The sequence below is a fragment of the Chitinophaga ginsengisoli genome (assembly GCF_003014595.1).
Taxonomy (GTDB): domain Bacteria; phylum Bacteroidota; class Bacteroidia; order Chitinophagales; family Chitinophagaceae; genus Chitinophaga; species Chitinophaga ginsengisoli.
Genome location: NZ_PYGK01000006.1, coordinates 247476 through 270180 on the forward strand (window position 1 = coordinate 247476; position 22705 = coordinate 270180).

At 44.4% G+C, this 22705-nt stretch carries 12 protein-coding genes; 8 read left to right on the plus strand and 4 right to left on the minus strand.

Annotated elements, in window-relative coordinates:
* Nucleotides 1-11 precede the first annotated feature (11 nt).
* The 4 genes from CLV42_RS16770 to CLV42_RS16785 form a co-directional block, all read right to left on the minus strand.
* Nucleotides 12-3479 (minus strand): SusC/RagA family TonB-linked outer membrane protein, encoded by a 3468-nt coding sequence (locus CLV42_RS16770; protein WP_106603076.1) that lies wholly within the window; start codon nt 3477-3479, stop codon nt 12-14.
* Nucleotides 3480-3560: 81 nt separating this feature from the next.
* A complete protein-coding gene (locus CLV42_RS16775) occupies nt 3561-4568 on the minus strand; it encodes a FecR family protein (protein WP_106603077.1) in 1008 nt (335 codons plus the stop codon).
* 63 nt (nt 4569-4631) lie between these two features.
* Nucleotides 4632-5231 (minus strand): RNA polymerase sigma factor, encoded by a 600-nt coding sequence (locus tag CLV42_RS16780; protein WP_106603078.1) that lies wholly within the window; start codon nt 5229-5231, stop codon nt 4632-4634.
* Between the two features lie 227 nt (nt 5232-5458).
* Nucleotides 5459-6334 (minus strand): AraC family transcriptional regulator, encoded by an 876-nt coding sequence (locus CLV42_RS16785; RefSeq protein WP_106603079.1) that lies wholly within the window; start codon nt 6332-6334, stop codon nt 5459-5461.
* A gap of 268 nt (nt 6335-6602) precedes the next feature.
* Between CLV42_RS16785 and CLV42_RS16790 the strand changes: the two genes are divergently transcribed.
* The 8 genes from CLV42_RS16790 (at nt 6603) to CLV42_RS16825 (ending at nt 22678) form a co-directional block, all read left to right on the plus strand.
* Nucleotides 6603-7664 (plus strand): LacI family DNA-binding transcriptional regulator, encoded by a 1062-nt coding sequence (locus CLV42_RS16790; RefSeq protein ID WP_106603080.1) that lies wholly within the window; start codon nt 6603-6605, stop codon nt 7662-7664.
* Nucleotides 7665-8408: 744 nt separating this feature from the next.
* Nucleotides 8409-11705, plus strand: a complete 3297-nt coding sequence (locus CLV42_RS16795) for a SusC/RagA family TonB-linked outer membrane protein (RefSeq protein ID WP_106603081.1) — start codon at nt 8409-8411, stop codon at nt 11703-11705.
* Nucleotides 11706-11742: 37 nt separating this feature from the next.
* Complete coding sequence (locus tag CLV42_RS16800) at nt 11743-13443, plus strand: SusD/RagB family nutrient-binding outer membrane lipoprotein (RefSeq protein WP_106603082.1); 1701 nt, start codon at nt 11743-11745, stop codon at nt 13441-13443.
* Nucleotides 13444-13793: 350 nt separating this feature from the next.
* A complete protein-coding gene (locus CLV42_RS16805) occupies nt 13794-14369 on the plus strand; it encodes a redoxin domain-containing protein (RefSeq protein ID WP_106603083.1) in 576 nt (191 codons plus the stop codon).
* 21 nt (nt 14370-14390) lie between these two features.
* Nucleotides 14391-15716, plus strand: a complete 1326-nt coding sequence (locus tag CLV42_RS16810; RefSeq protein WP_211303470.1) for a c-type cytochrome — start codon at nt 14391-14393, stop codon at nt 15714-15716.
* A gap of 489 nt (nt 15717-16205) precedes the next feature.
* On the plus strand, nt 16206-19466 hold the full coding sequence (locus CLV42_RS16815; protein ID WP_106603084.1) for a SusC/RagA family TonB-linked outer membrane protein: 3261 nt from the start codon (nt 16206-16208) through the stop codon (nt 19464-19466).
* Between the two features lie 33 nt (nt 19467-19499).
* A complete protein-coding gene (locus CLV42_RS16820; protein WP_106603085.1) occupies nt 19500-21215 on the plus strand; it encodes a SusD/RagB family nutrient-binding outer membrane lipoprotein in 1716 nt (571 codons plus the stop codon).
* A 149-nt stretch (nt 21216-21364) separates the two neighbouring features.
* A complete protein-coding gene (locus tag CLV42_RS16825) occupies nt 21365-22678 on the plus strand; it encodes a monooxygenase (protein ID WP_106603086.1) in 1314 nt (437 codons plus the stop codon).
* Nucleotides 22679-22705: the final 27 nt, after the last annotated feature.

Here is a 22705-nt window from a genome sequence, read left to right on the forward strand (position 1 = left end):
ATAAGCTCTTTTTACAAGACGAGTTTAATATTAGCGCCAATGCTTCTTAAAGCCGATACGCCGAATACGTCTATTCCCTGTAATCCATTACCACTACTCATGGATACTTCCGGATCAAATGGAGCATTCAGTTTGAAAAAACAGAGGTTCCTGCCGATGAGTCCTACCTGCATCATGTTGATCCATTTGCTCTTTAACGGTAATTTACAGGTAAGTGATATCTCTCTGAGCCGGATATTTGTAGCATCGTACATATACGTTTCTCCGATGCCGGCCCTGCCGCCGATGGTGGCAAAATACTTACGTTCATCGTATGTGCCTGTAAGCGGGGCCCCGTTTTCATATACCGCATTGATTGTCACGCCGCCTGCATCCCTGGCTTTGGCGCTGGCCTCACTAACGCCATAGCTGTCCAGTACAGAGTTGGTCACACTCATGACCTTACCGCCGAAGCGGCCGTCTATCTGGAAACTAAGTGCGTAATTTTTGTACGTGATGGAGTTATTCCAGCCTAACATAAAACGTGGATTGGGATTACCTACTTTCTTTAGTACGTTCCGGGTTATCAGATTGCCCTGATTATCAATAACAAGCTGTCCTTTATCATTCCTGTATAATTCCTTATTGGTATAAATATCTCCCCAGGAACCGCCTTCCTTGATAAAAGACCCATACATGTTGGTCAGGAAGTCAGTGAGAATGTAATAGTTATCTGGTCCTGCTCCGGGGATGCTGTTGTTGCTGAGTTTTACTACTTTATTACTATTGATCGTCAGATTGAAATTCGTATTCCATCTCCATTGTCTTTCCTGGACGGGCACAATGTTCAATGTTGCTTCCCATCCCTTGTTCTGTATATTACCCAGGTTCAGGTAATAGAACAGGTATCCGGAACCAGTGGGCGCACGCACTTCCATGTACTGCTGGTAGTTGTTATTCTTGTACCAGGTAACGTCGATGCCAACACGGTCTTTCAGGAAACGGAATTCAAGACCTGTTTCCAGGGAGCGGTTATCTTCCGGTTTCAGGTAGATGCCCGGATAGGGCGCCCGGGTATTGAAGTTGACACGGGGTACGCCTGCTGTGGTCATGATCAGGAAGCGGGCCGGTCTGGAAGCATAAGGAGCAATATCACTACCTGCTTTTGCATATGATACACGCACCTTCGCAAAGCTGATGGCCGCCGGTAAATTGAACCATTCACTGAGTACAGTACTGATGCCCGCTGAGTAATAGAAATATCCCTTGTCTTTGATCGGCGTAAAAGCAAAAGTGCTGGACCAGTCGTTACGCCCGGTCAGATCAAGGAATACGCGCTGTTTCCAATTCAGCTGTGCGCTACCGAAAAGCGCCTGCAACTGCTTTTTATCGATACTCTTTTGTGCATCCAGTGCTTTGGCAGAGATATTATCCGTAGAAAACACATTCGGCACGATCAGGCCATCGGCAGCGGTAGGATTAGTGCTGGTAAGCGTTCTGTCATGCGCTTTTACATCGGTAATGCTGACACCCAGCATGGCCTGCACCTTTACCTGGGGACAAAACTGCTTGCTGCCGGTCAGTATCATATCTGCATAGAGCTGCGTGTTGTTTTCCACTTCGCGGGTATAGCGGCCATTCGGCGGACTTAATACCTGTTGTGTGCCAGCATGGGCCGACATCTCATACCGGTCATCACTCTTGTCAATATTACCCCTTGCCTGCAGCCACAACCAGCTGGCGAGTCTGTATTTCAGGGAAAGGGACGCCATTCCCCTGTACCGGGTTTCACGGCGCTGGTCCCGGTATTGGACCCAATAGGGATTCTGCTGATCATCCAGGCCTGTCCAGTCGCGGTCCCTGCGGATATTCCACCAGTTCTGTAACGACAGGTTGCTGGTTGGATCGTGATATTCATATTGCTTATAGGTGTTGAAATCGAGGCCCCGGGGCATATTATATAATCCTGTGAGGGCATTGTAATACAGGCCGGAAGAGGGGCGGTTCAGCACATCCTGTATCACGTAGGAAATATTGGCATCTACAGCCAGTTTCTTCTTCAGCAGATTGCTGGTGATACGGGTATTGAAGGTATGCCGCTGGAAATGATTGGCGGGTAAAATACCCCTGTTCATCGTGTTAGCATACGAGAGATAGTATTGTGTGTTCTCCGCACCGCCGCTATAGGATAGGCCATTGGTGGAAGTCAGGCCGGTACGGAAGAAATCCCTGGTATGATCAGGAGCCTGTACTTTATCGCCCCAGCTGTCAGCTGAACCGGGCTGCAGCTTGTCTTTATCATCCTTATAAGGCCGGGTAGTCTGTCCGTAGCGGAATTGCAGTTTCGGTAACAGCATAGGTGCATCCACCATCAGGTCTGAAGCCACGTTGATACGTCCTTTACCGGCATTGCCTTTTTTAGTGGTGATCATGATCACGCCATTCGCAGCCTGGCTACCGTATAAAGCCGCTGAGGAGGCACTTTTCAGTACACTGATGCTTTCAATATCATCGGGGTTGATGTTGGAGATACCATCGCCACCATCCCTGCCGCCGGTGCCTACAATACCGGAGGACTGGCCCCAGATATCAGTAGGTTGTGAAGGGGTGAAATTAGCCATGGGCACACCGTCAATGATGTACAGGGGCTGGTTTTCCCGGGTGGACTTATTACCACGTAGTATGACCCTTGCAGATCCCCCAATACCTGATGCACTCCTGTTGATCATAACGCCGGCTATTTTGCCGGAAAGGCTGTTGATGACATTGGCATCTTTTACGGTGGATATATCGTCGCTGACCAGGTGACCGGTGGAGTAGGGGAGTTCTTTATTGCTCTTGGGGATGCCTAAGGCAGTTACTACCTGTTCATTCAGTCCGAAGACGCTTTCCGTTAACATCACATCGAGGGAATGCTGGTCCCCGGAGCAGATCTCTCTGTTAAGGAATCCTACGGAGCGGAAAATAAGTATATCCGCCGGCGTTACCAGTATGGCGTAATAACCTTCATCATCGGTATGCACGCCGTTGTGTGTGCCTTTAACGAGGATAGTAGCGCCGGGTATCGGACGGCCCTGTGTATCCAGTACGCGGCCTGTTATCTGCCAGAGGTTGTCCCCGTCGGTCGCCTCTGTGTTTCCACCGGTGGTTTCCATTGCGGTAGCTGATACAATGATCTTATCCTGTTTTATCAGGAAGGAAAGTCCTGTGCGGATGGAAAGCTTGTCAAGTACTTCCCTGACGGGTAGGTCTTTACAGTGTAAGGTGATCTTTTTGTTGAGATCAATCGCTGCTTTATCGTAGTGGAAATTGAGATGGCTTTGTTTCGCTATTTCGGCCATGACATCAGAGAGGCTTCTGTTGCCGGCAGCAATAGTGATGCAGTCGCTGCAGGGGAGCAGCTGCTGTTGGGCATACAGAGGCATGCTACCCGTCAATGAAGGCATTAACAGGAAGCCGGCAATAATACATACTTTACAGAAGTATGATTTTCCCCTCATATAGCCTCATTTACATTTAAGTTCAAAAGCAGCTTCAATGAAAAAGTGTCTGTCTGTTGACAGGCAAAAGATCTTCCAGCATTATTGTTTGTTCTTTAGTATCACGGTGTCCTTTCCAATGGTGTAGGAAAGTGATTCTGTCAGGCATATGGTTTCAATAACGTTTGCCAGGGTTTCCTCTCTGAAGTTTCCAGTATAGGTCCAGTCTTTTTTATCGCTTTGGTTGATGATGGTCACGCCGAACCTGTTTTCAATGCCGGTACGTACCTGTTCGTAGGATGCGTCTTTGAATATCAGGTAGCCTTTTTGCCAGCCTGTAACTGCTTCTGTATTAAAAACAGTTTTTACGAGCTGCAGGGAGCGAAGGTCATAGCTGGCCTGTTCGCTGGGCTGTAATATAACGGACGGCTGTGATGCGGTGGTCACTTTTACCTTGCCGCTCAGCAGGGCAACGGTGATCTGCTGTTCATGTGTGTAAGCGCGTATATTAAAAGTTGTGCCTAATGCGACAGTAGTGACATTACCTGCATGTACGGTGAAGGAGTTGGCTGCCCCGGGAGCTGCTTCAAACCAGGCTTCTCCTTCCTCCAGGTAGATGTCGCGGTGATTGCCGGTGAAGTGTTGTGGATAGCGGATCCGGCTGGCGGCGTTCAATACTATCCGGCTGCCATCTTCCAGTAGGATATTTTCCCGGCTACCTTTAGGTGTATTGACCGTTACAACGCCATCATCGATGGTGCTGGTCGGTTTTGCCAGGTTGCCCGCAAGCGGCTGCTGTCCCGGAATATCGGACGTAGCCGGCTGATGCCGCTGTTGGAAGAACCATGCTCCGGCAGCTACCAGTACGGTAACCGCGGCGGCCGCATAATACCAGGACCGGCGCATAAGGCGTCGGGGGGCTGGCTGTATCTGTTTCATGAGCGCGCGCTGTACTGCGCTGAGGTCCGCCTGAACCTCCTGCTCATTTTTAGGCGATGTATATTGATCGCCAATGCTGTCAAACCACTCGTCGATGATAGCTGCTTCTTCGGGGGTGCATTGGCCTTCGTTATAACGCTCAAGTAATTTCCTTATCGTTTCTTGCTCCACTGATTGCAAATTTGAAATGTCCCAATGATAAAGCTATGTCGTACCAGTGAGGTACAGGTACCATTAATTAGCGAAAAATGAGTACATGGCCTGTGTGGTGAGCAGGAACAACACGAGATCTGTCCTGGCATGGTTCGCACGTAATATCTTAAGGGCTTTAGTTATCTGGTTTTTAACTGTTTGCTGGGAAAGTCCGAGCCGGAGGGCGATCTGCTCAACTGTCTGATGCTCAACGCGGCTTAGCATAAAGATCTCCTTCATTCTTTCCGGCAGGTGATTGATGGTTTCAAAAACGTCCTGTGTCCTGGTTCTGCTGTCTACCAGCTCTGCAATACCACCGGGTTGCACATCAAAGTGTTCTATCAGCTGCTGCAGGTATTTCCGGTAAGTCGTGTTTTTGCGGTAAATGTCGATGATCTTATGCCTGGCGGATTGGTACAGGTAAGATTTGAGGGATTCATTTACGCTGATAGACTGTCTTCTTTCCCACAGTGAGGTGAAGAGGTCCTGGAGGACGTCTTTACCGGCGTCGGCACCGTCTATCTTGCTGAGAATATAGAGGTATAAAGGGTGACTGTAACGCTCGTAGATAACGTTAAAAGCATTTACACTGTCTTCTTGCAGCAGCGATAGTAATTCTTGATCAGTATAATTACTATACATGGATTACAGAAATAGAGTTTGGTTGATAAATGGCTTATTATCAGTAAATAATTCCATTTATGCTGGCATCTTTCATCATCAGCCGAAAGAAAATTAATACATTTTGATCAATTACCAAACTATTTACAATGCTGGTACACAGCCACTGTGCTTACATGGCTGAAGATCAGTACATAGCCCCGTCAATTCAATGGCAGGGCTATATATTGCTTAAATAAGCGTAGTTATCACGCTTCTTTGAGTCTTAATTCGTTTTTATATTCCTTTGGCGTTTTACCTACGATCTCTTTAAAAAAGCGATTGAAGTTAGAAAGGTTCTTGAAACCGCAGGAGTAAGCAATTTCCGCAATAGACCAGTCTTCTTCCGTGAGCCGTTTGCAGGCATGACCAATACGTACTTCATTAAGGAATTGCACAAATGATTTCTTGGTACGGTTCTTAAAGAAACGACAGAAAGACTGAGGAGAAAGATTGGTGATGCTGGCTACATCCTGGAGGGAGATCTCCTTGGAGAAGTTGCCCATTACATACTTGAACACCTCATCGATCTTGTGGTTGTCTTTTGCATTGAAAGCATGTGAATATCCTGTACTGGCGAGGTATTGCACATCTTTTGTTTCTGCCAGTACCTTCAGAATACTAAGCAGGGAAATGATCCTTTCCAGTCCTTCTTTCTTCGGCAGGGACAATATCTGTTCTTTCAGAATATCATAGGTTGGTCCGAGGATCTTCATACCCCGTTGAGCCCTGTGGAAAAGGTCTGAAAGTGATTTTGTTTCCGGCAGTCCGTAGAACTTATCTCCGAAAATGTCTTTCGGAAAATAGATTACGACTGACCGTGCTTTTAACTGGTCATTGTTTTTGTGGTAACTTTCATCATTGTACCATACGTGGGGAATATGCGGCCCCAGAAATACCATGTCGCCAACATCAAAACTCTCGATGCTGTCCCCCACAATTCTTTTGCCATTGCTTTCCATTACAAATACAAGCTCACACTCCGGATGAAAGTGAAACGGTGTATTAAAATAAGGATCACATCGTTCTATTATGGTGATCTGATTGTCGGCAAATGCCCCCACTTTAATAAGAATGGGTTTCATGTAATTATAATTTAAAACTTCCCTTTAACCCTGTGTGACTCTCGAAACAGTGTATGCAAACTATCCTGGTATACGGTTCCTGCTGCATTTCGATGCAGCAATTTATTGCAGCTATTGCAAATCCCCCTGACAGAACTTTTTCTTATAAAATGCCAAATTAGAAAATTTTGGTTAAAAAAACATCATTTATTCGTAATAATCAAGCCCGGAGAATAGCAAGGGAATATTATTATATTTGGCTATGTGCAGTTAAGGTTCTAAATTTCTAATGAATATCAAACCAAATCTGAATTTCGTGAAAGGAATATCCATTAAAGATATTGCCCAAGAGGCAGGGGTTTCTCCTACAACAGTTTCTTTTGTATTGAATGGTAAAGGAAAAGAAAAAAGGATCAGCGAACAGGTCAGCAAGAGGATTCTCAAAATAGCCGGGAAGTTGAAATATAAGCCAAACCAGCTCGCAAGAGGATTACGCACCGGCAAAACCAAGACGATCGGACTAATAGTAGAAGATATTGCGAATAGTTTTTTTGCCAACGTAGCCAAAGTTGTAGAAGACGAGGCGGACAAATTTGGTTATAAAGTCCTTTTCGGAAGTACGGAAGATAACGAGGAGAAGGCAAAAGGATTGCTGGAAGTGTTGCGTTACCGGCAGGTAGACGGATATATTATCACCCCAACAGTAAATCTTGATAAGGAAATTGTATCCCTTCAGAAGCCGGTCGTGTTGATGGACCGTTATTTTCCCAATATCGCAGATTCCAACTATGTAGTGGTAGATAACTTCCAGGGCGCCTATGTGGCTGTCAGCCACTTAGTGGAACAGGGGTATAAGAAGATCGGTATTATCACTACTACTTCCTCACAGATACAAATGCAGCAACGTCTGGATGGTTTTGTGGATGCACTCAAGAAACATGGTCTGCCGGCAGGTAAGAACGTCATTAAACGCCTGCCATTCGATCTTGACAGGGCAGGGTTCATCCAGGAGATCACACAATACCTGCAGACCAATAAAGACCTGGATGCGCTCTTCTTCGCAACCAACTACCTTGGCATCTGTGGCATAGAAAGCATCCGTGCTATCGGTCTGCGTATCGGTACCGATATAGGTATGGTGAGTTTTGATGATCATGATATTTTCCGCCTGCACAGTCCTTCTATTACCTGTGTAGCACAGCCGGTGGAAGAAATCGGACGGAGACTGATTCATCTGCTGATATCAGAACTCGAGCATAATACTTCCACTACACCTCAGCAGATAGTGCTTTCTCTTGAATTACGCAAAAGAGAATCGTCTATGCCATCCATCTCTCATGCGAATGCATAAAAAAGCACAGTAGATAATTATAAGTGGAATCCCGTGTAAACCTTTTGTAGTCAGTAATACAACGAAGATGTTATGATTGGACAAAGGGCGTTTGATAAACGTTGATATTGTTAAATTATTGCGAAAATTATTTGCACGGGATTAAAACTTTATATAAGTTTGAGATTATTAGAATCATAGTCATAGGGGAACAATAGAGTAAAATCAGAGCATTCAATTTTTTTTTGCAAAAGAGGCTAAAACGTTTAAGAACTGTAGCCTTCGGTGTAAATGAGCATTAAGAAAGTAACAGAATTTCAGGCATTGTGATGAACGTAACGGATCGAACACGTGATGAGGACAACAGGAATAATGAATTCAACCAAATTTAGATCGAATTAGCAGGCAAGAGAGAGTAGCAGATTTTCGCGGTTTTTAATTTTAAAGTAAAAGAAGATTAAGCAGCTTCTTCAGGGTATCTTATTGTTTTGACGATTAATACCGTGAATAGACTTGCTCATAAACGTAACATTTTCCACATAATAATATCAATCAATGATCGGATTTATACAATAACGTATTTCGAAACAAGATACCTATGTCTGTGATGACATAATCTAAATGTTTTTCGGCAATGATCATAAGTTAATGATGCCATTGACAGTGGCAACCAGGGAAACTATGCCTGTTAACCAGGCTCACGATGACAATAGCTAAACTTTATACCTAAACCACCACTTAGTTATCAATCAAAAAGAATAAACAATGAAGAGATCGCTTTTTTTATTTGCGGTTCTTTCTGTTTTGTGCTTCCAGTTTGCCTGGGCACAACAGAAGGTAACAGTAACCGGCGTTGTTAAAGATCCGAAGGGCTACCCGATTCCCGGCGTTAGTGTTTCAGAAAAGGGGACTACCAATGGCGGTGTGACAGACATGAATGGAACGTATAAGCTGAACGCCAACCCTTCCGGTACACTTGTATTTTCGTTCATCGGTTATCTGAAAAAGGAAGCCCCTGTTGGCGGCAGCGGTAGTCTGAATATCTCTCTGGAAGAAGACCAGAAAGGATTGCAGGAAGTTGTGGTAACAGCGTTGAACGTAAAGAGATCCACCAAAGCACTGGGTTACTCCATGACGGAAGTAAAAGGTGAAGACATTGCTCTCTCAGCTCAGGTCAATCCTGTAAATGCTTTACAAGGTAAGGTGGCTGGCGTTAACATCTCTTTAGGTAGTGGCGGTCCACAGTCCAGCGCCCGCGTGCTTATCAGAGGTAATAACTCACTTGGCCTAAATAACCAACCTCTTTTCGTAGTAGATGGAGTGTTTTTGGAAAATGCTATCACTGGCGGCGATGAGTGGGGTAACTCTCAGGACTTCGGTAACATGATGAAGAATCTTAACCCCGATGATTTTGAGAGCGTTTCTGTATTGAAAGGCGGTGCTGCAACTGCATTATATGGCTCACGTGGTCAGAATGGTGTGATTATCATTACTACCAAAAAAGGTTTCGCGCGCAAAGGTCTGGGAGTAACGGTTAATCATGCTGAAATGTACGATAAGGCATATAAGGGATTGGAGATGCAGAATATCTATGGCGTTGGTATCGAGGCGAAGGATTTTCCTGTTAATAGCAGTAATGAGCCATACCTGGATGAAAACTGGAGCAGTTTTAGCTATGGTCCGAAAATGCAGGGACAACGTGTTAAAAACTGGCAGAATAATTGGGTAAATTTCAGCCCACAGCCTAACAACATGCTGGACCTTTATCGCGTAGGTAAATACTACAACACAAATGTGGCTGTTGATGGTGGTAACGAGAAGACAACCTTCCGTTTGTCTTATTCCAATAACCTGACTAACGGCGTTACGCCAAATAACGATTTCAAGCGTAATAACTTCAATCTGCGGGCTACGCATAAGTTGTCTTCCAAAGTGTCTGTCGATGTAAGTGCCAACTATGGTAAGACTAATGTAGAGAATCCGGCTGTAAATGGTGGTAACGAGAACCTGGTATTCAGCAGTGTCTACAAAATGTCACGTAACTACGATACCAAATACTGGAAAGACAGATATATCGATCCGAGTGGCGGCGTGTTAAAGAACGATCCGTATGATATGGCCAGTACTTTCTTCCGTTTATATAATTACAATACCACACAGGATGAAGACAATTTCCAGGGTCGCCTGGGCCTGAAAATGGATCTGACCAGCTGGTTAAATCTGGCATTGAACGGCGATATGCAAGCTAATACACAGCAGTACGAGCGTAAAGAGCTGGGTACTAACAGCGGTTTTGGCGGCGGTTATTACAACCTGACTTCCACAACTAATATGCAGCGCAAACTGCAGGCTATATTGTCCGGACATAGAAAACTGACAAGCGACCTGGACATGGACCTGTCAGTAGGCGCTGAAACTTACAGATGGGGTTATGGTAAATATAACAAGGCTGAAACGCGTGGTGGTCTGAAAGCTCCTGGCTTGTTTTACATCAGTAACTCTGTACAGGATCCATTGGCTACAGCAAGGATCATCAAAGGGGTTAGAACAGACGCTATCTATGCTTTCGCGAACTTTGCCTACAGAGATCAGTTATATCTTGATCTGACAGGAAGGAATGACTGGAACTCTACGCTGATGTATGCAGATGGTCATGGTGTGAACAATTACTTCTATCCTTCAGCGAGCGTTTCCTGGTTATTCTCCGAAACTTTCCATTTGCCTGAATTCTTTACATTCGGTAAAGTAAGAGCTTCTTATGCAGGCACTGGTGCAGGAACTGAGGCTTATGCTACAGGTAAAGGAACTTATTCTTTCATTGGCAACTATATTTCCAATGACGGTTCACAGATCCCGCGTTTCGGATTTGATGGCAATACATTAGGTAATCCGAACCTGAAGAATGAATACACCCGTAACTATGAGGTGGGAGCTGACATCAGATTCCTGAACAACAGAATCGGTATAGATATCGCAGCATATAAGAAGAATACATTTAATCAGATCATCAGTCTGGCCATGCCACAGGAAAGTGGTGTTGAAAGCCGCTTGATTAACGCAGGTAACGTACAGAATAAGGGTATCGAAATTCTGTTAAATACTATACCTGTAAAAACAAAGAACTTCGAATGGAACTCAACGCTGTCCTTCACACGTAACAAAAACCTGATCATTGATATTGCTCCGGGGGTAAGTTCAATCGCTCTTCAGAACGGTAACTCACAAGGTACCGACGTTCAGGTAATAGCGCGTAAAGGTGCAGAATATGGAATGATGCAGACTAAATATGCGTACACATACTATAACGATCCTGCAAAACCTTCAGCTAACGGTAAAAAAGTACTGAAATCAAATGGCCGTTATTTGCGTTCAAGTGATGCTGGTATTGGTTATGTTGATATGGGTACCATTCAGCCTAAATTCCAGACTTCCTGGACCAACGGCATCAGGTATAAAAGCTTCAACCTGAGTGTACTGGTTGATGCTAAAGTAGGTGGCAAATATTCTTCTGCTACATATAACTATGCCAATGCATTAGGACAACTGAAAAATTCATTGGCAGGACGTGATAAGGAAAGTGGCGGTATCGCATTCACGGATGCAGAAGGTCCTCACAATGATGGTATTATTCCTGATGGAGTTTTTGCGAAAGGTACATCCATGACGCCGCTTGCCGGAGGTGCGGCAGTTGATGTAAGTGGCATGAGTTATAAAGAAGCTTACGACAAGGGACTGGTATTGCCTAAGAGAGCATGGGATTATTACTATCGTCTTGGCTCATGGTCTGCCGGTATCAGAGAGAACGCAATATTTACTAATTCATGGGTGGCTCTGAGAGAAGTGACAGTTGGCTACAGTGTTCCTGCTACTGTTTATTCTAAACTGAAGCTGAATAACCTGCGTGTAAACGTTGTTGGAAGAAACCTTTTTTACTTTTACAACAGTCTCCCCGCAGGTCTGAATCCGGAAGGTTTGTACAACAACTCATCAGCTGCATCTGCTGATTACGGTGGTATTCCTTTTATTAGAAGTATGGGCTTCAATATTCAGGCTTCCTTCTAGTAGAACAGACATTACTTAAGACGAAAAACGACATCAAATGACAACATTATATAACAGGTTTAAGCGGCAGGGAATTTACATAGTGATGGTGGCATCACTGGCAGCCTGCAGCAAAAGCAAATTTGCAGAAATCAATACGGATCCGGAAAAATTGGCTACCGTTACTCCTGAGGGACAATTTGTGAATAGTATAGTGAATATCCACAATGGTGATTTCGAATATTTTTATGATTATTATCGTACCATAATGCCGTTTACCGAACTCACGGTATCAAACGGAGGTAACACTGCCAGCTTTATTTCTGAAAATACGGGCAATGCAAATAATCGGTTCGGCTATTATTACACCAGGATCGGAAACAACCTGACGAATGTAGTGAAACTGATTGAAGCAATGCCTCAGGAAGAACAGGCAAAAAGAGTGTATCAAAAGGCGATTGCACAGCTCCTGAACGTTTACTATGCCTGGTACGTATCTGATATCAATGGTAGTATTCCTTATGCTGAAGCCTTCCAGGCCCGTTATGGTGGTACATTCACACCTAAATATGATACACAGGAAGCGCTATTTACTTTGTGGGATCAGCAACTGAAAGATATTACAGCAGTACTGACCTCCAATCCTTCTGTTTCACAGGTTTCATACGGCAACAATGACCTCTACTACAAAGGAGATGTGACAAAATGGGCTAAATGTGCCGCTTCTTTACGTTTGAAGATTGCGTCCCGTTTGTCCAAGGTAGCACCTGAAAAACTGAAAGCTATTGCGACTGAAGTGCTTGCTGCAGGGGGGCTTTTCGGAGGCTATGAAGATGACCTCGTGCTGGTGGCAGGCAATACATTTACTAATGGCGGCAACTGGAATCCGGAAGGTTTTCATTCGTCTAAATCAATTGTGGATTTCATGCTTCCCAACAAAGACCCTCGATTAAGGGTTTTTTATCAGAAAAATGACTATTCAAAGGAGAACTTTGATTCGGCTGTAAGCCAGGGTCTGCTACCTGCTAATGCGGTATTCAATCCCAATCGTTATGTAGGTACTTATTCAAGCCCTGATGCTGTCAACCAGCACAAATCAAGCTACTTCACATTGAGGAAGATAAAGAACGGACAAGGTAATGATCAGAACCTTGACACTACATCTCTTATTCAATACCGTTTATTTCAGGCTGAATATCAGTATAACAACCTGCCTGGTACGGGGAGTACCTCCTTCCCTTTGCTGACATATGCGGATATTTGCTTCCTGCGTGCTGAACTGGCATTCAAAGGTATTGCCGGTAATGATGCCGAAGGGTGGTATAATAAAGGCATTGAGGCATCTATCAGAAGATATGATGCGATGGCATCAGCTGCAAAACTGCCGGATTATTTAGCAGTGACCGATGACGAGATTGCGGCGTACCTGACTAGCCCGGGTGTTAAATACGATGCCGCAAATGCGATGCCGCTGATTGCTTCTCAGGCATTCCTGAACTACTATAAAACTCCTAACGAAGCATGGGCTATCCTAAAAAGATTGGATATGCCTAATGCCACTACTCCACTTGCATTAGAAGTTATGAAGGCGGGAGGTGTAGTACAGGTTATTCCGAGAAGAGCATCCCTGAATGTTGCTGGTGAAACCAACCTGAATGTTGCAAACAACAAGGCTGCATTAGCCGAGATGGCCCAGAATCCTGATTTCGGAGAAGGTCCTTCTGATATCTTTGGCCGTGTATGGTGGGATAAGAAATAGAAGAGTGAAAATAAAAAGTGCCCTATCATTTGATGGGGCACTTTTATGTAAACCATACATATAATATTGAACGATATATTGTTGGTGAACTGAGTAGAGTAATTGGATGTAAAAAAGTGTCGTTCTTTATACAATATTTTTATTTATTTGTATATCTTACAGTCGTAAGTAGACAGAAAAGAAACAATAGCTGGTTTGCTGTATAACCAGAGCGAGCCAGAGAGAAAAGAAGAATAAGAAGATTTTATCAACCGGATTGTAGTAGGAGTTATGAAGAACTAAGGCAGACACACCACTGCCCATAATATATCAACCAGATCGGATATACTGTTATGATAAACTAATTCGTTATGTCGAGACTATTTTTTTGTGCCCTGTTGCTGGGGATCTTGTCGGTGCATACATTGAGCGCACAACTGATTGCCAGTTCCAATGTGATGTCTGCCGGCCGTTTAAAAGATTATAAAGGAAAAACATTTACTGTAAAACCCGCAGGCAAGCCTGTGGTATATATCTTTCTTTCTCCTGAATGTCCTTTGTGTAAGAACTATGCACCTGTGTTACAGGCAATGCAGGACAAGTACAAGGATGTACAGTTCTATGGTATCATCAGTGGCCGCACATTCACGCAGAGTGAAGTAGCTGAATATGCAAAAGATTATAACATCACCTTCCCTATATTGATGGACACCGATAAAAAGGTGGCTAATTATCTCAACGCTACAGTAACCCCGGAAGCCCTGGTTATCGGTAATAACGGAAAAGAGTATTACAGAGGCCTGATAGACGATTGGGTAACAGGACTAGGTACCAAAAGGGCAAGAGCTACGAGGAAGTATCTGGAACTGGCGATTAATAATGTTTTGACAGGAAATGGACTGGTATCGCAAACAACGCCAATTGGTTGTCTGATCAGTAATTATTGAGTTTTATATTAAGTGGCGCGTATGCGATGCAGCATTGCAGTATCTGTAGTATTCTTTTTAATCTTCAATATATCACGTGTAGCAGCACAGCGTATCACCTGGAGTGAGCATATCGCTCCGTTGATACACCGTAACTGTACACCTTGTCATCAGAATGGTGATGCTGCGCCGTTCCCACTGGTGACATATGAGGATGTTGCTAAAAGAGCTGCATTTGTTAAGAAAGTAACACAGAGCAGGTTCATGCCACCATGGAAGCCTGATCCGCATTATTCTACTTTTGCCAACCAGCGTGGATTGACTGATGAAGAGATCACTATGATCGCAGAATGGGCTGATCATGGTATGGCAAAAGGAAAGAAGGTTGAAGTAAAAGATGAAGCACTTGTTGTTACAGGCACACATCATAACCGTAAGCCAGACCTGGTGTTGAAGATGAGCAAACCCTTTCATGTGAAGGGAGATAACCTGGAAAGATTTATTGTATTCAAATTACCATTTGAACTGCCCGACTCTGCTAATGTGGAAGCCATCCAGTTCACCACCACAAATAACAAGATCATACACCACGCGAACTATGAGGTGGATGCAGTACCCGATCTGGATATTTACCATACGGACGACTACATCAATTTGACCGAAGATAACCGTTTCAAGTATGATCAGTATGTGCCTTTCAGGAAACACATGATCTATTACGGCGGATGGATACCCGGTTCTTTCGGAGAATCTTATCCTGAAAACATCGGTTGGGTAATGCCAAAGAGGGGAGTGATATTGTTGACCATGCACTATGCGCCGGTAGCAAAAGAAGAGGATAACGTGAGTGGCGTGGAAATTTATTTTACAAAGACACCTGTAAAACGTCAGATAAGGGCGATCAGCCTGGGTTCAGGCGGCGTCGGCGAAAAAGAGATTGACCCTTTCTTTTACATCCCGGCTAATGCTGTCAAGACCTTCAAATTAAGAGTGACAACCCCTGAAGATCAATCCCTGTTGTATGTGTGGCCACATATGCATTACGTGGGTAAGGTCTTTAAGGCTTACGGTGTAACACCAGAAAAAGACACCATCAAACTGGTACAGATTCCTGACTGGAACTTCAACTGGCAGGAGATCTACTGGTTCCCAACATTGAAAAAAATCCCTAAAGGTACTATCCTCACCATAGAGGGTACTTACGACAACACCGCTAACAACCCGAATAACCCATCTAACCCACCGCAATTAGTTTACTCTAACGGAGACATGAAGTCCACTGATGAAATGTTAACATTAGTGATGGTTTATTTGCCTTATGAGAAGGACGATGAACACATCATTTTGAAGAAAAATGAAAGATTTTGAAAGGAGATACATGGTAGTATTTTGTTTAATAAACATGTAATCTTCTCATTTTTAATGCATTGTTAACAAAAAGGCAAAAAACTGTTAAATGTTTTTTGTTCTTCATTTTATTTTTTATAGTTTGGCATCCACGAACAAAAAGTAAAATTTTGTTTAATGTGTGAAAGAGACTATGCGTAATTACGGGACATGCATTTGAGTAAACAATAGAAAAGAGTAAACTATTTAGCGGAAAAAGAGTAACTATCAATAAAATTTTTGTGCGGACTGGATGAAGACGCCTATGCCTTTAAGTGTTTTTTAAAGAAAAAACGGAAATCGAGAAAGACGATTCAAATGGGCTATGCTTAGCGGTATACTGTAACCTGCTTTTACATCTGAGTTTTAAACTTTTAAGTACCCTTTTTCGTTGCCGGCCAGGCGACCAGGGATATCTATGTTCAACTGTGAGACTAAACAACAAATAATAATTAAAACCTAGAGAAAGCTATGCGAAGATCATTTCTTGTATGCACATTGCTCTTCTTATGCTGCTGTATAACAGCGTTTGCGCAGGATAAGAAGGTAGTGTCTGGAACCATTAAAGATAGCAACGGCGCTTTCCTGCCGGGTGTTACCATTAAGGAAAAAGGCACTTCTAATGGTACAATGTCCAACGCAGAAGGCGGATTCAAACTGTCTGTTCCTTCTAATGCAGTTCTTGTGTTCTCCTACATGGGCTATGCTACCAAAGAAGCGCCGGCAAGCGGTTCATTGGATATTGTCCTGAGTGAAGACAACAAAAATCTGAATGAAGTAGTTGTAACCGCTTTAGGTATGAAGCGTGAGCAACGTAAACTGGGTTATGCGATCACTGAATTGAAAGGTGATGAGATCTCTAAAACCAATGCTATCAACCCTGTTGCCGCACTGCAAGGTAAAGTTGCGGGTGTGGACATCTCCAGCGCTGTGGGTGGTCCTCAGGCTGCAGGTCGTATCATTCTGCGTGGTGCTAAATCACTGAATGACAAAGACCAGCCTATCTTCGTAGTAGATGGTGTGATCTTTGAAAACGAAGTGAGCGACAACGCTGTAAACTTTGGTAACGTGCTGAAAAACCTGAACCCAGATGAGTACCAATCAGTAACTGTGCTGAAAGGCGCTGCTGCAACTGCACTCTACGGTTCCCGCGCACTGAATGGTGCAGTATTGATCACTACCAAGAAAGGTGTTGCCCGTAAAGGTATTGGTGTTACTGTAAGCCAGACAGTTCAGCTGGAAGAAGTATACAAAACTCCTATCGAACTGCAGAATACTTACGGTGCTGGTCTGGATGGTACTTTCTCCACCAGCGATCCGGACGCTGTTGACTGGCAAGGTGGTTACAGCTTTGGTCCTAAAATGGAAGGTCAGATGAAGAAGGTGCTGAACGGTGAATTACGCCCTTTCTCTCCAATGCCGAATAACTATAAGGACATGTACCGCACCGGCCAGTACTACAATACAAACGTAGCAATGGAAGGTGGTAGCGAAAGAGGTACATTCCGTCTCTCTTTCTCTCGCTTGAATAATAAGGGTGTTGTAACCAACAACGAATTCAACAGGAATAACATCTCCCTGAAAGCTTCACAGACTATCTCCAAATATCTGTCTGCTGATGCCGGTGTTACTTATACTGCAAGTAAAACGTACAACCCTGACCGTCAGGGGGGGGACTATACAGGTCAGAACCTGGGTCGTAAATATGTTTACGTATTCCCTCGTAACTATGATCCTGCTTACTGGAGTAGAAAGGAGAACTACCTGGCGCCTGATAATTCAATGCGTCCTACCGGTTCTTATGCTGGTGCTGACTATTGGTATACACTGGCTTTCAATAGCTGGACACGTAGAGAGTCTTTGCTGACTGGTTATGTAAACCTGACTGCTACTGCTACTGACTGGCTGAAATTCTTACTGAAAGGAAACATGAGTAAAGAGAATACCTACGATCAGCGTAAAGACGCAGGTCAGGGTCCAAACTTCTCTGGTTCTGTAGGTTATTTCCAGGAAGGTGGTATGGACAGATTACAGCATACTTTCACCGGTATGGCTATGATCACTCCTAAACTGGGTAAGGACTTCGAAGCTACTTTGAACCTGGGTGCTGAAACCTGGAATAGCGGTATCGGTCAGCAGTATGTGAACAAGACCAGCGGTGGTCTGCGTCTGCCAAGACTGTATGCTATCTCCAACAGTGTTAACGCTGCTCAGATAGATAACAAACCACTGGATCGCAAACGTATCAACTCTGTGTTTTTCGCAGCTAGCCTGGCTTATAAGAACGCGTTCTTCCTGGATGTAACCGGCCGTAATGACTGGTCTTCCGCACTGACTTATCTGACAGGAAACAGTAACAACTCTTACTTCTATCCTTCCTTCAGCGGTGCATGGGAATTCACAGAAAGTCTGAAAGGTAAACTGCCTTCAGTGATCAGTTTTGGTAAACTTCGCGCTTCCTACGCTATGGTGGGCGGTGACCTGAATCCTTACCAGACTAACAGCGGTTACTATACCGACTCTTACTTCCAGGGTGCAGGTTCTAACTCAAGCCTGCCACTGATGAAGATCTACAACGAAGACATCATGCCTAACCCAAGCCTGAAGCCATCTATTTCTCACAGTTTGGAGTTCGGTGCTGATGTACGTTTCTTCAATAACCGTTTAGGTTTCGACGTTGCATGGTATAAAACAAATGTTAAGAACCAGATCCTGCAGCTGCCTGTATCTTTTGAATCAGGTGTTAAATCCCGCTACATTAACGCAGGTAACATGCAGAACACTGGTATAGAAGTAGCGATCAATGCTACTCCGATCCAGCATAAAGACTTCACATGGGATCTGACATTGAATGGTAGCCATAATAAGAACAAGATCATCGAACTGACCAATGGTGTGAGCGAAGTACAGCTAAACGAAGACCAGGGTGTTAGAGTAATTGCTACTGCCGGTAAATCTTATGGTGTACTGGCTACTCCTTACGGTTATACTCGTAACGCACAGGGTCAGAAGGTCATTGAGAAGAGCGGTGACTTCCCTGTTCAGTACAAGCGTGGTGTTAACAACAATATCGGTAACATCACTCCAGACCTGAACCTGGGCTTCAGCAATACCTTCACTTATAAGAACTGGAACCTGGGCTTCCTGGTACAGGCTCGTATCGGTGGTGATATGTTCTCTGCTTCTCACCAGTATGGTACTGGCCGTGGTACTACCAAGAATACAGAAGCTGGTCGCGATATAGCCAGTGGCGGTATTACCTTTACTGACGCAACTGGCCGTACCCGTAACGATGGTATGATCCCTGATGGCGTATTCCAGGATGGTTACACGATCACTGGTTCCAATGGACAGCTGATTGACCTGAGCGGAAAAACTTACCGTGAAGCATACACTGCTGGTTATGTAACTCCACTGACTCCATTCCAGTACTACGGCATGCAGGGTGACTGGGGGATCGGTATCCGCGAGTTCTCTGTATTTGATGCATCTTATGTAGCACTGCGTGAAGTGTCTCTGGGTTATTCTTTACCTTCCAGCCTTGTACAGCGCGTTAAACTGAACAGCGTGCGTGTTAACCTGGTAGGTCGTAACCTGGGTTACCTGTATAACCACATGCCAATCGGAATCAATCCAGAAGCAGTTCGTAACAACAGCTCTTCTGCATTCTCTGAATATGGTAGCACTCCTTATACTCGTAACATGGCTGTTACAATTCAGGTAGGATTCTAATTGATGCCGTTAATCTTTTAAACGATAGCAAACATGAGATTTATAAATAAATTGGGAATGGGTGTTGCAGCGGCATCTTTACTGCTGTCCTCTTGTACCAAAGACTTCAGAGACTTAAATACAAACCCGATTGTTAGTCCGACAACTAACCCGGAAACACTGATTGTAGCTGCGGAATACAAACTGGTAGACCGCGACTTTGAATGGTTCTACGATAACTACCAGTACATCATGCGCTGGATGCAATTCGTAGCGCAGGATCCTGCAGGTAGTGCCAACAACTCCCTGTTTGGAGCTAATTCAAACACCAATGGTCTGTACAATGATTTGTACAATATCATTGGCCGTTACACTTCACAGATTCAGTCTCTGGTAGATAAAATGTCTGCAGAAGACAAAGCGAAATACCAGAACGTTGCTGCAATTGCTAAAGTGCTGAAAGTATATGCTGCATGGAGGGTTTCTGATGCCAACGGTAGCATTCCTTATACACAGGCATGGGCTGCCCGTGACAGCTCTATGTTCACACCTAAGTACGACAGCCAGTCATCTCTGTTCGATGTATGGGATGCTCAGCTGAAAGCAGCTGTAACTACCCTGGCTGCCAATGCTGCTGGTCAGGTATCTTACGGTAGTGCAGAAATGTTCTACAACGGAGACGCTGCTAAATGGGCAAAGGCTGCTAACGTACTGCGTCTGAAACTGGCTATGCGTCTGTACAAAAGATCTGATGTGAAAGCAAAAGCTATCGTAGCTGATGTTATTGCCAGCACTGCAGGTATCTTCACGAGCAATGATGAGGAGTGGAAATTTATCTCCAGCGCAACAAACTTCGCCCGCAGCGGTAACTGGAATCCTGATAACGGTAGCTCTTTTGTAGCAGCCAAGAACATCGTGGATTTCATGTACACGCACAATGACCCACGTCTGCGTGTGTTCTTTAAACCAAACAGCTACACCCAGTCTGTAATTGACAGCCTGAAAAATGGAGGTGCACTGTCTTCCGGTACTACATACAACCCTCGCCGTTATGTGGGTATTCCTTCCAGTCCAGATGCTAAGAGCAACGCTGCTTACAGCAGACTGTATACTAGAAGGATCTATACTATCACATTGGGTGGTAAAACTTCCCAGGTGACTTATGATACTCTGTCTAAAGTACAGACCCGCCTGTTCGACCTCGATCAGGATGGTGGTGCTGGCAGCGGCGGTCAGTATACACAGCCTATTGCTTCTTATGCTGAAATGTGTTTCATCCTGGCTGAATTCACAGAACGTGGTGTAAACACCGGCGGTACTGCTGAAGAATGGTACAATAAAGGCGTAACTGCTTCCCTGAGAGCATACGATAAAATTGGAGCTACAGCTAAGATCATTGGTTACTCTGCACTGGGTGCCGAAGAGATCACTACTTACCTGGCTGATCCGGCTGTTGCCTACACCGGTACGCTGGATGAGAAACTGGAAAAGATCGGTGTTCAGAACTTCCTGAACCTGTTCAAATCTCCACAGGAAGCATGGGGTTCATGGAAACGCACCGGTTATCCTAAGGAAGGTGGTATACTGCCTTTCGAACCATTCATGATCTCCGGTGTGAAATCAACAGTTCCTCGTCGCTGGATACTGCCAATTCCTTCCAATACACAGGAAAACATTCCTAACTATAATGCCGCTATCTCGGACATGCAGAAAGAAGGTGCTTATGGTCAGGCAAATGACTTAACTGGTCGTGTTTGGTGGGATATGTAACAAAATTATATACTCACTTACGCTGAGAATAAGGAACCGTCCGGCTTAAAGCCGGACGGTTTTTTTATGCAGCTACTTTTTGTATCTTGAACACGTATTATGAAGAACGAAGGGCGCTTCCCTGACATGTAAATTAATAAGCCGAGAGTATGAGCATGCGAAGTTCCATTACCTTGTTGTTTTTATTCCTTATTACCTTCCTGAAAAGAGTTTCTGCACAGCAGATCACCTGGTCGCAACATATTGCACCTATTATCCACCGCAACTGCTCGCCCTGTCACCGGCAGGGTGAAGCCGCGCCTTTCTCACTGCTCACTTATGAGGAAGTGGCCAAAAGAGCCTCTTTTATCAAACGTGTAACGGAAAGCCATTACATGCCACCCTGGAAACCGGACCCGCATTATGTCACCTTCGCCAATGAAAGGAAACTGACGGAAGAAGAGATCAGGCTGATCGGTGAATGGGCGGAACATGGAATGCCCCGTGGAGAGACGACAGAGAAAGAAGCAATACCGGCTTTTGTAAATGGTACACTGTTCAACCGTCAACCGGACCTGGTGCTGAAAATGAAATCTTCCTATGTGCTGAAAGGAGATAATGTGGAACGTTTCATCGTCTATAAAATGCCTTTTGAATTGCCGGACTCTGTCGCTGTGGAAGCCATAGAGTTTACTTCGAATAATAAGAAAGTGATCCACCACGCGAACTATGAAATAGACGATGTACCGGATGCTGACCTATATAATACGGCAGACTATGTCGACAATACAGAGTCACACCTTGACTACTATCAGCAATATGTCAGCTACCGCAAAATGATGAAATACTTCGGCGGATGGATCCCCGGCAGCAGTTATGAGTCTTATCCTGAGGATATGGGTTGGGTAATGCCTAAGCGGGGAGTGGTATTGTTGACAGTGCATTATGCACCTACGGGAAAAGATGAAGAAGTGATCAGTGGGGTACAATTCTTTTTCAAAAAGAAACCTGTAAGACGACAGATAAAAGCGACTACTTATGGCTCGGGCGGAGCAGGAGAGAAGGACATAGAACCTTTCTTTTATATCCCAGCCAATGTTGAGAAGAGTTTTAAAGTAAATGTGAAGATACCGGAAACACAGTCGCTGATGTATGTATGGCCACATATGCACCTGCTGGGTAAAACCTTCAAAGCCTATGCTGTGACACCGGAAAAGGATACCATACGATTAGTATCTATTCCGCAATGGGATTTCAACTGGCAGGAAATATACTGGTTCCCTAAGCTGATAAAGATCCCGAAAGGAACAGTGCTCACTATCGAAGGCACCTATGATAATACAGTGAATAATGCCTCCAATCCTTCTTTCCCGCCTCAGCTGGTATATGGCGCGATGAGAACGAAAGATGAAATGATGACACTGATCATGATGACGATCCCTTATGAAAAAGGTGATGAGGAACGGGAGATAAAAAGACAATAACGAAAGAGGGCTCGCTTAAAACGAGCC

Coding starts and splice junctions, on each gene's coding strand:
- CLV42_RS16770 (WP_106603076.1), bottom strand. CDS start 3,479: ATGAGGGGAAAATCATACTTCTGTAAAGTATGTATTATTGCCGGCTTC.
- CLV42_RS16780 (WP_106603078.1), bottom strand. CDS start 5,231: ATGTATAGTAATTATACTGATCAAGAATTACTATCGCTGCTGCAAGAA.
- CLV42_RS16785 (WP_106603079.1), bottom strand. CDS start 6,334: ATGAAACCCATTCTTATTAAAGTGGGGGCATTTGCCGACAATCAGATC.
- CLV42_RS16790 (WP_106603080.1), top strand. CDS start 6,603: ATGAATATCAAACCAAATCTGAATTTCGTGAAAGGAATATCCATTAAA.
- CLV42_RS16795 (WP_106603081.1), top strand. CDS start 8,409: ATGAAGAGATCGCTTTTTTTATTTGCGGTTCTTTCTGTTTTGTGCTTC.
- CLV42_RS16800 (WP_106603082.1), top strand. CDS start 11,743: ATGACAACATTATATAACAGGTTTAAGCGGCAGGGAATTTACATAGTG.
- CLV42_RS16805 (WP_106603083.1), top strand. CDS start 13,794: ATGTCGAGACTATTTTTTTGTGCCCTGTTGCTGGGGATCTTGTCGGTG.
- CLV42_RS16810 (WP_211303470.1), top strand. CDS start 14,391: ATGCGATGCAGCATTGCAGTATCTGTAGTATTCTTTTTAATCTTCAAT.
- CLV42_RS16815 (WP_106603084.1), top strand. CDS start 16,206: ATGCGAAGATCATTTCTTGTATGCACATTGCTCTTCTTATGCTGCTGT.
- CLV42_RS16820 (WP_106603085.1), top strand. CDS start 19,500: ATGAGATTTATAAATAAATTGGGAATGGGTGTTGCAGCGGCATCTTTA.
- CLV42_RS16825 (WP_106603086.1), top strand. CDS start 21,365: ATGAGCATGCGAAGTTCCATTACCTTGTTGTTTTTATTCCTTATTACC.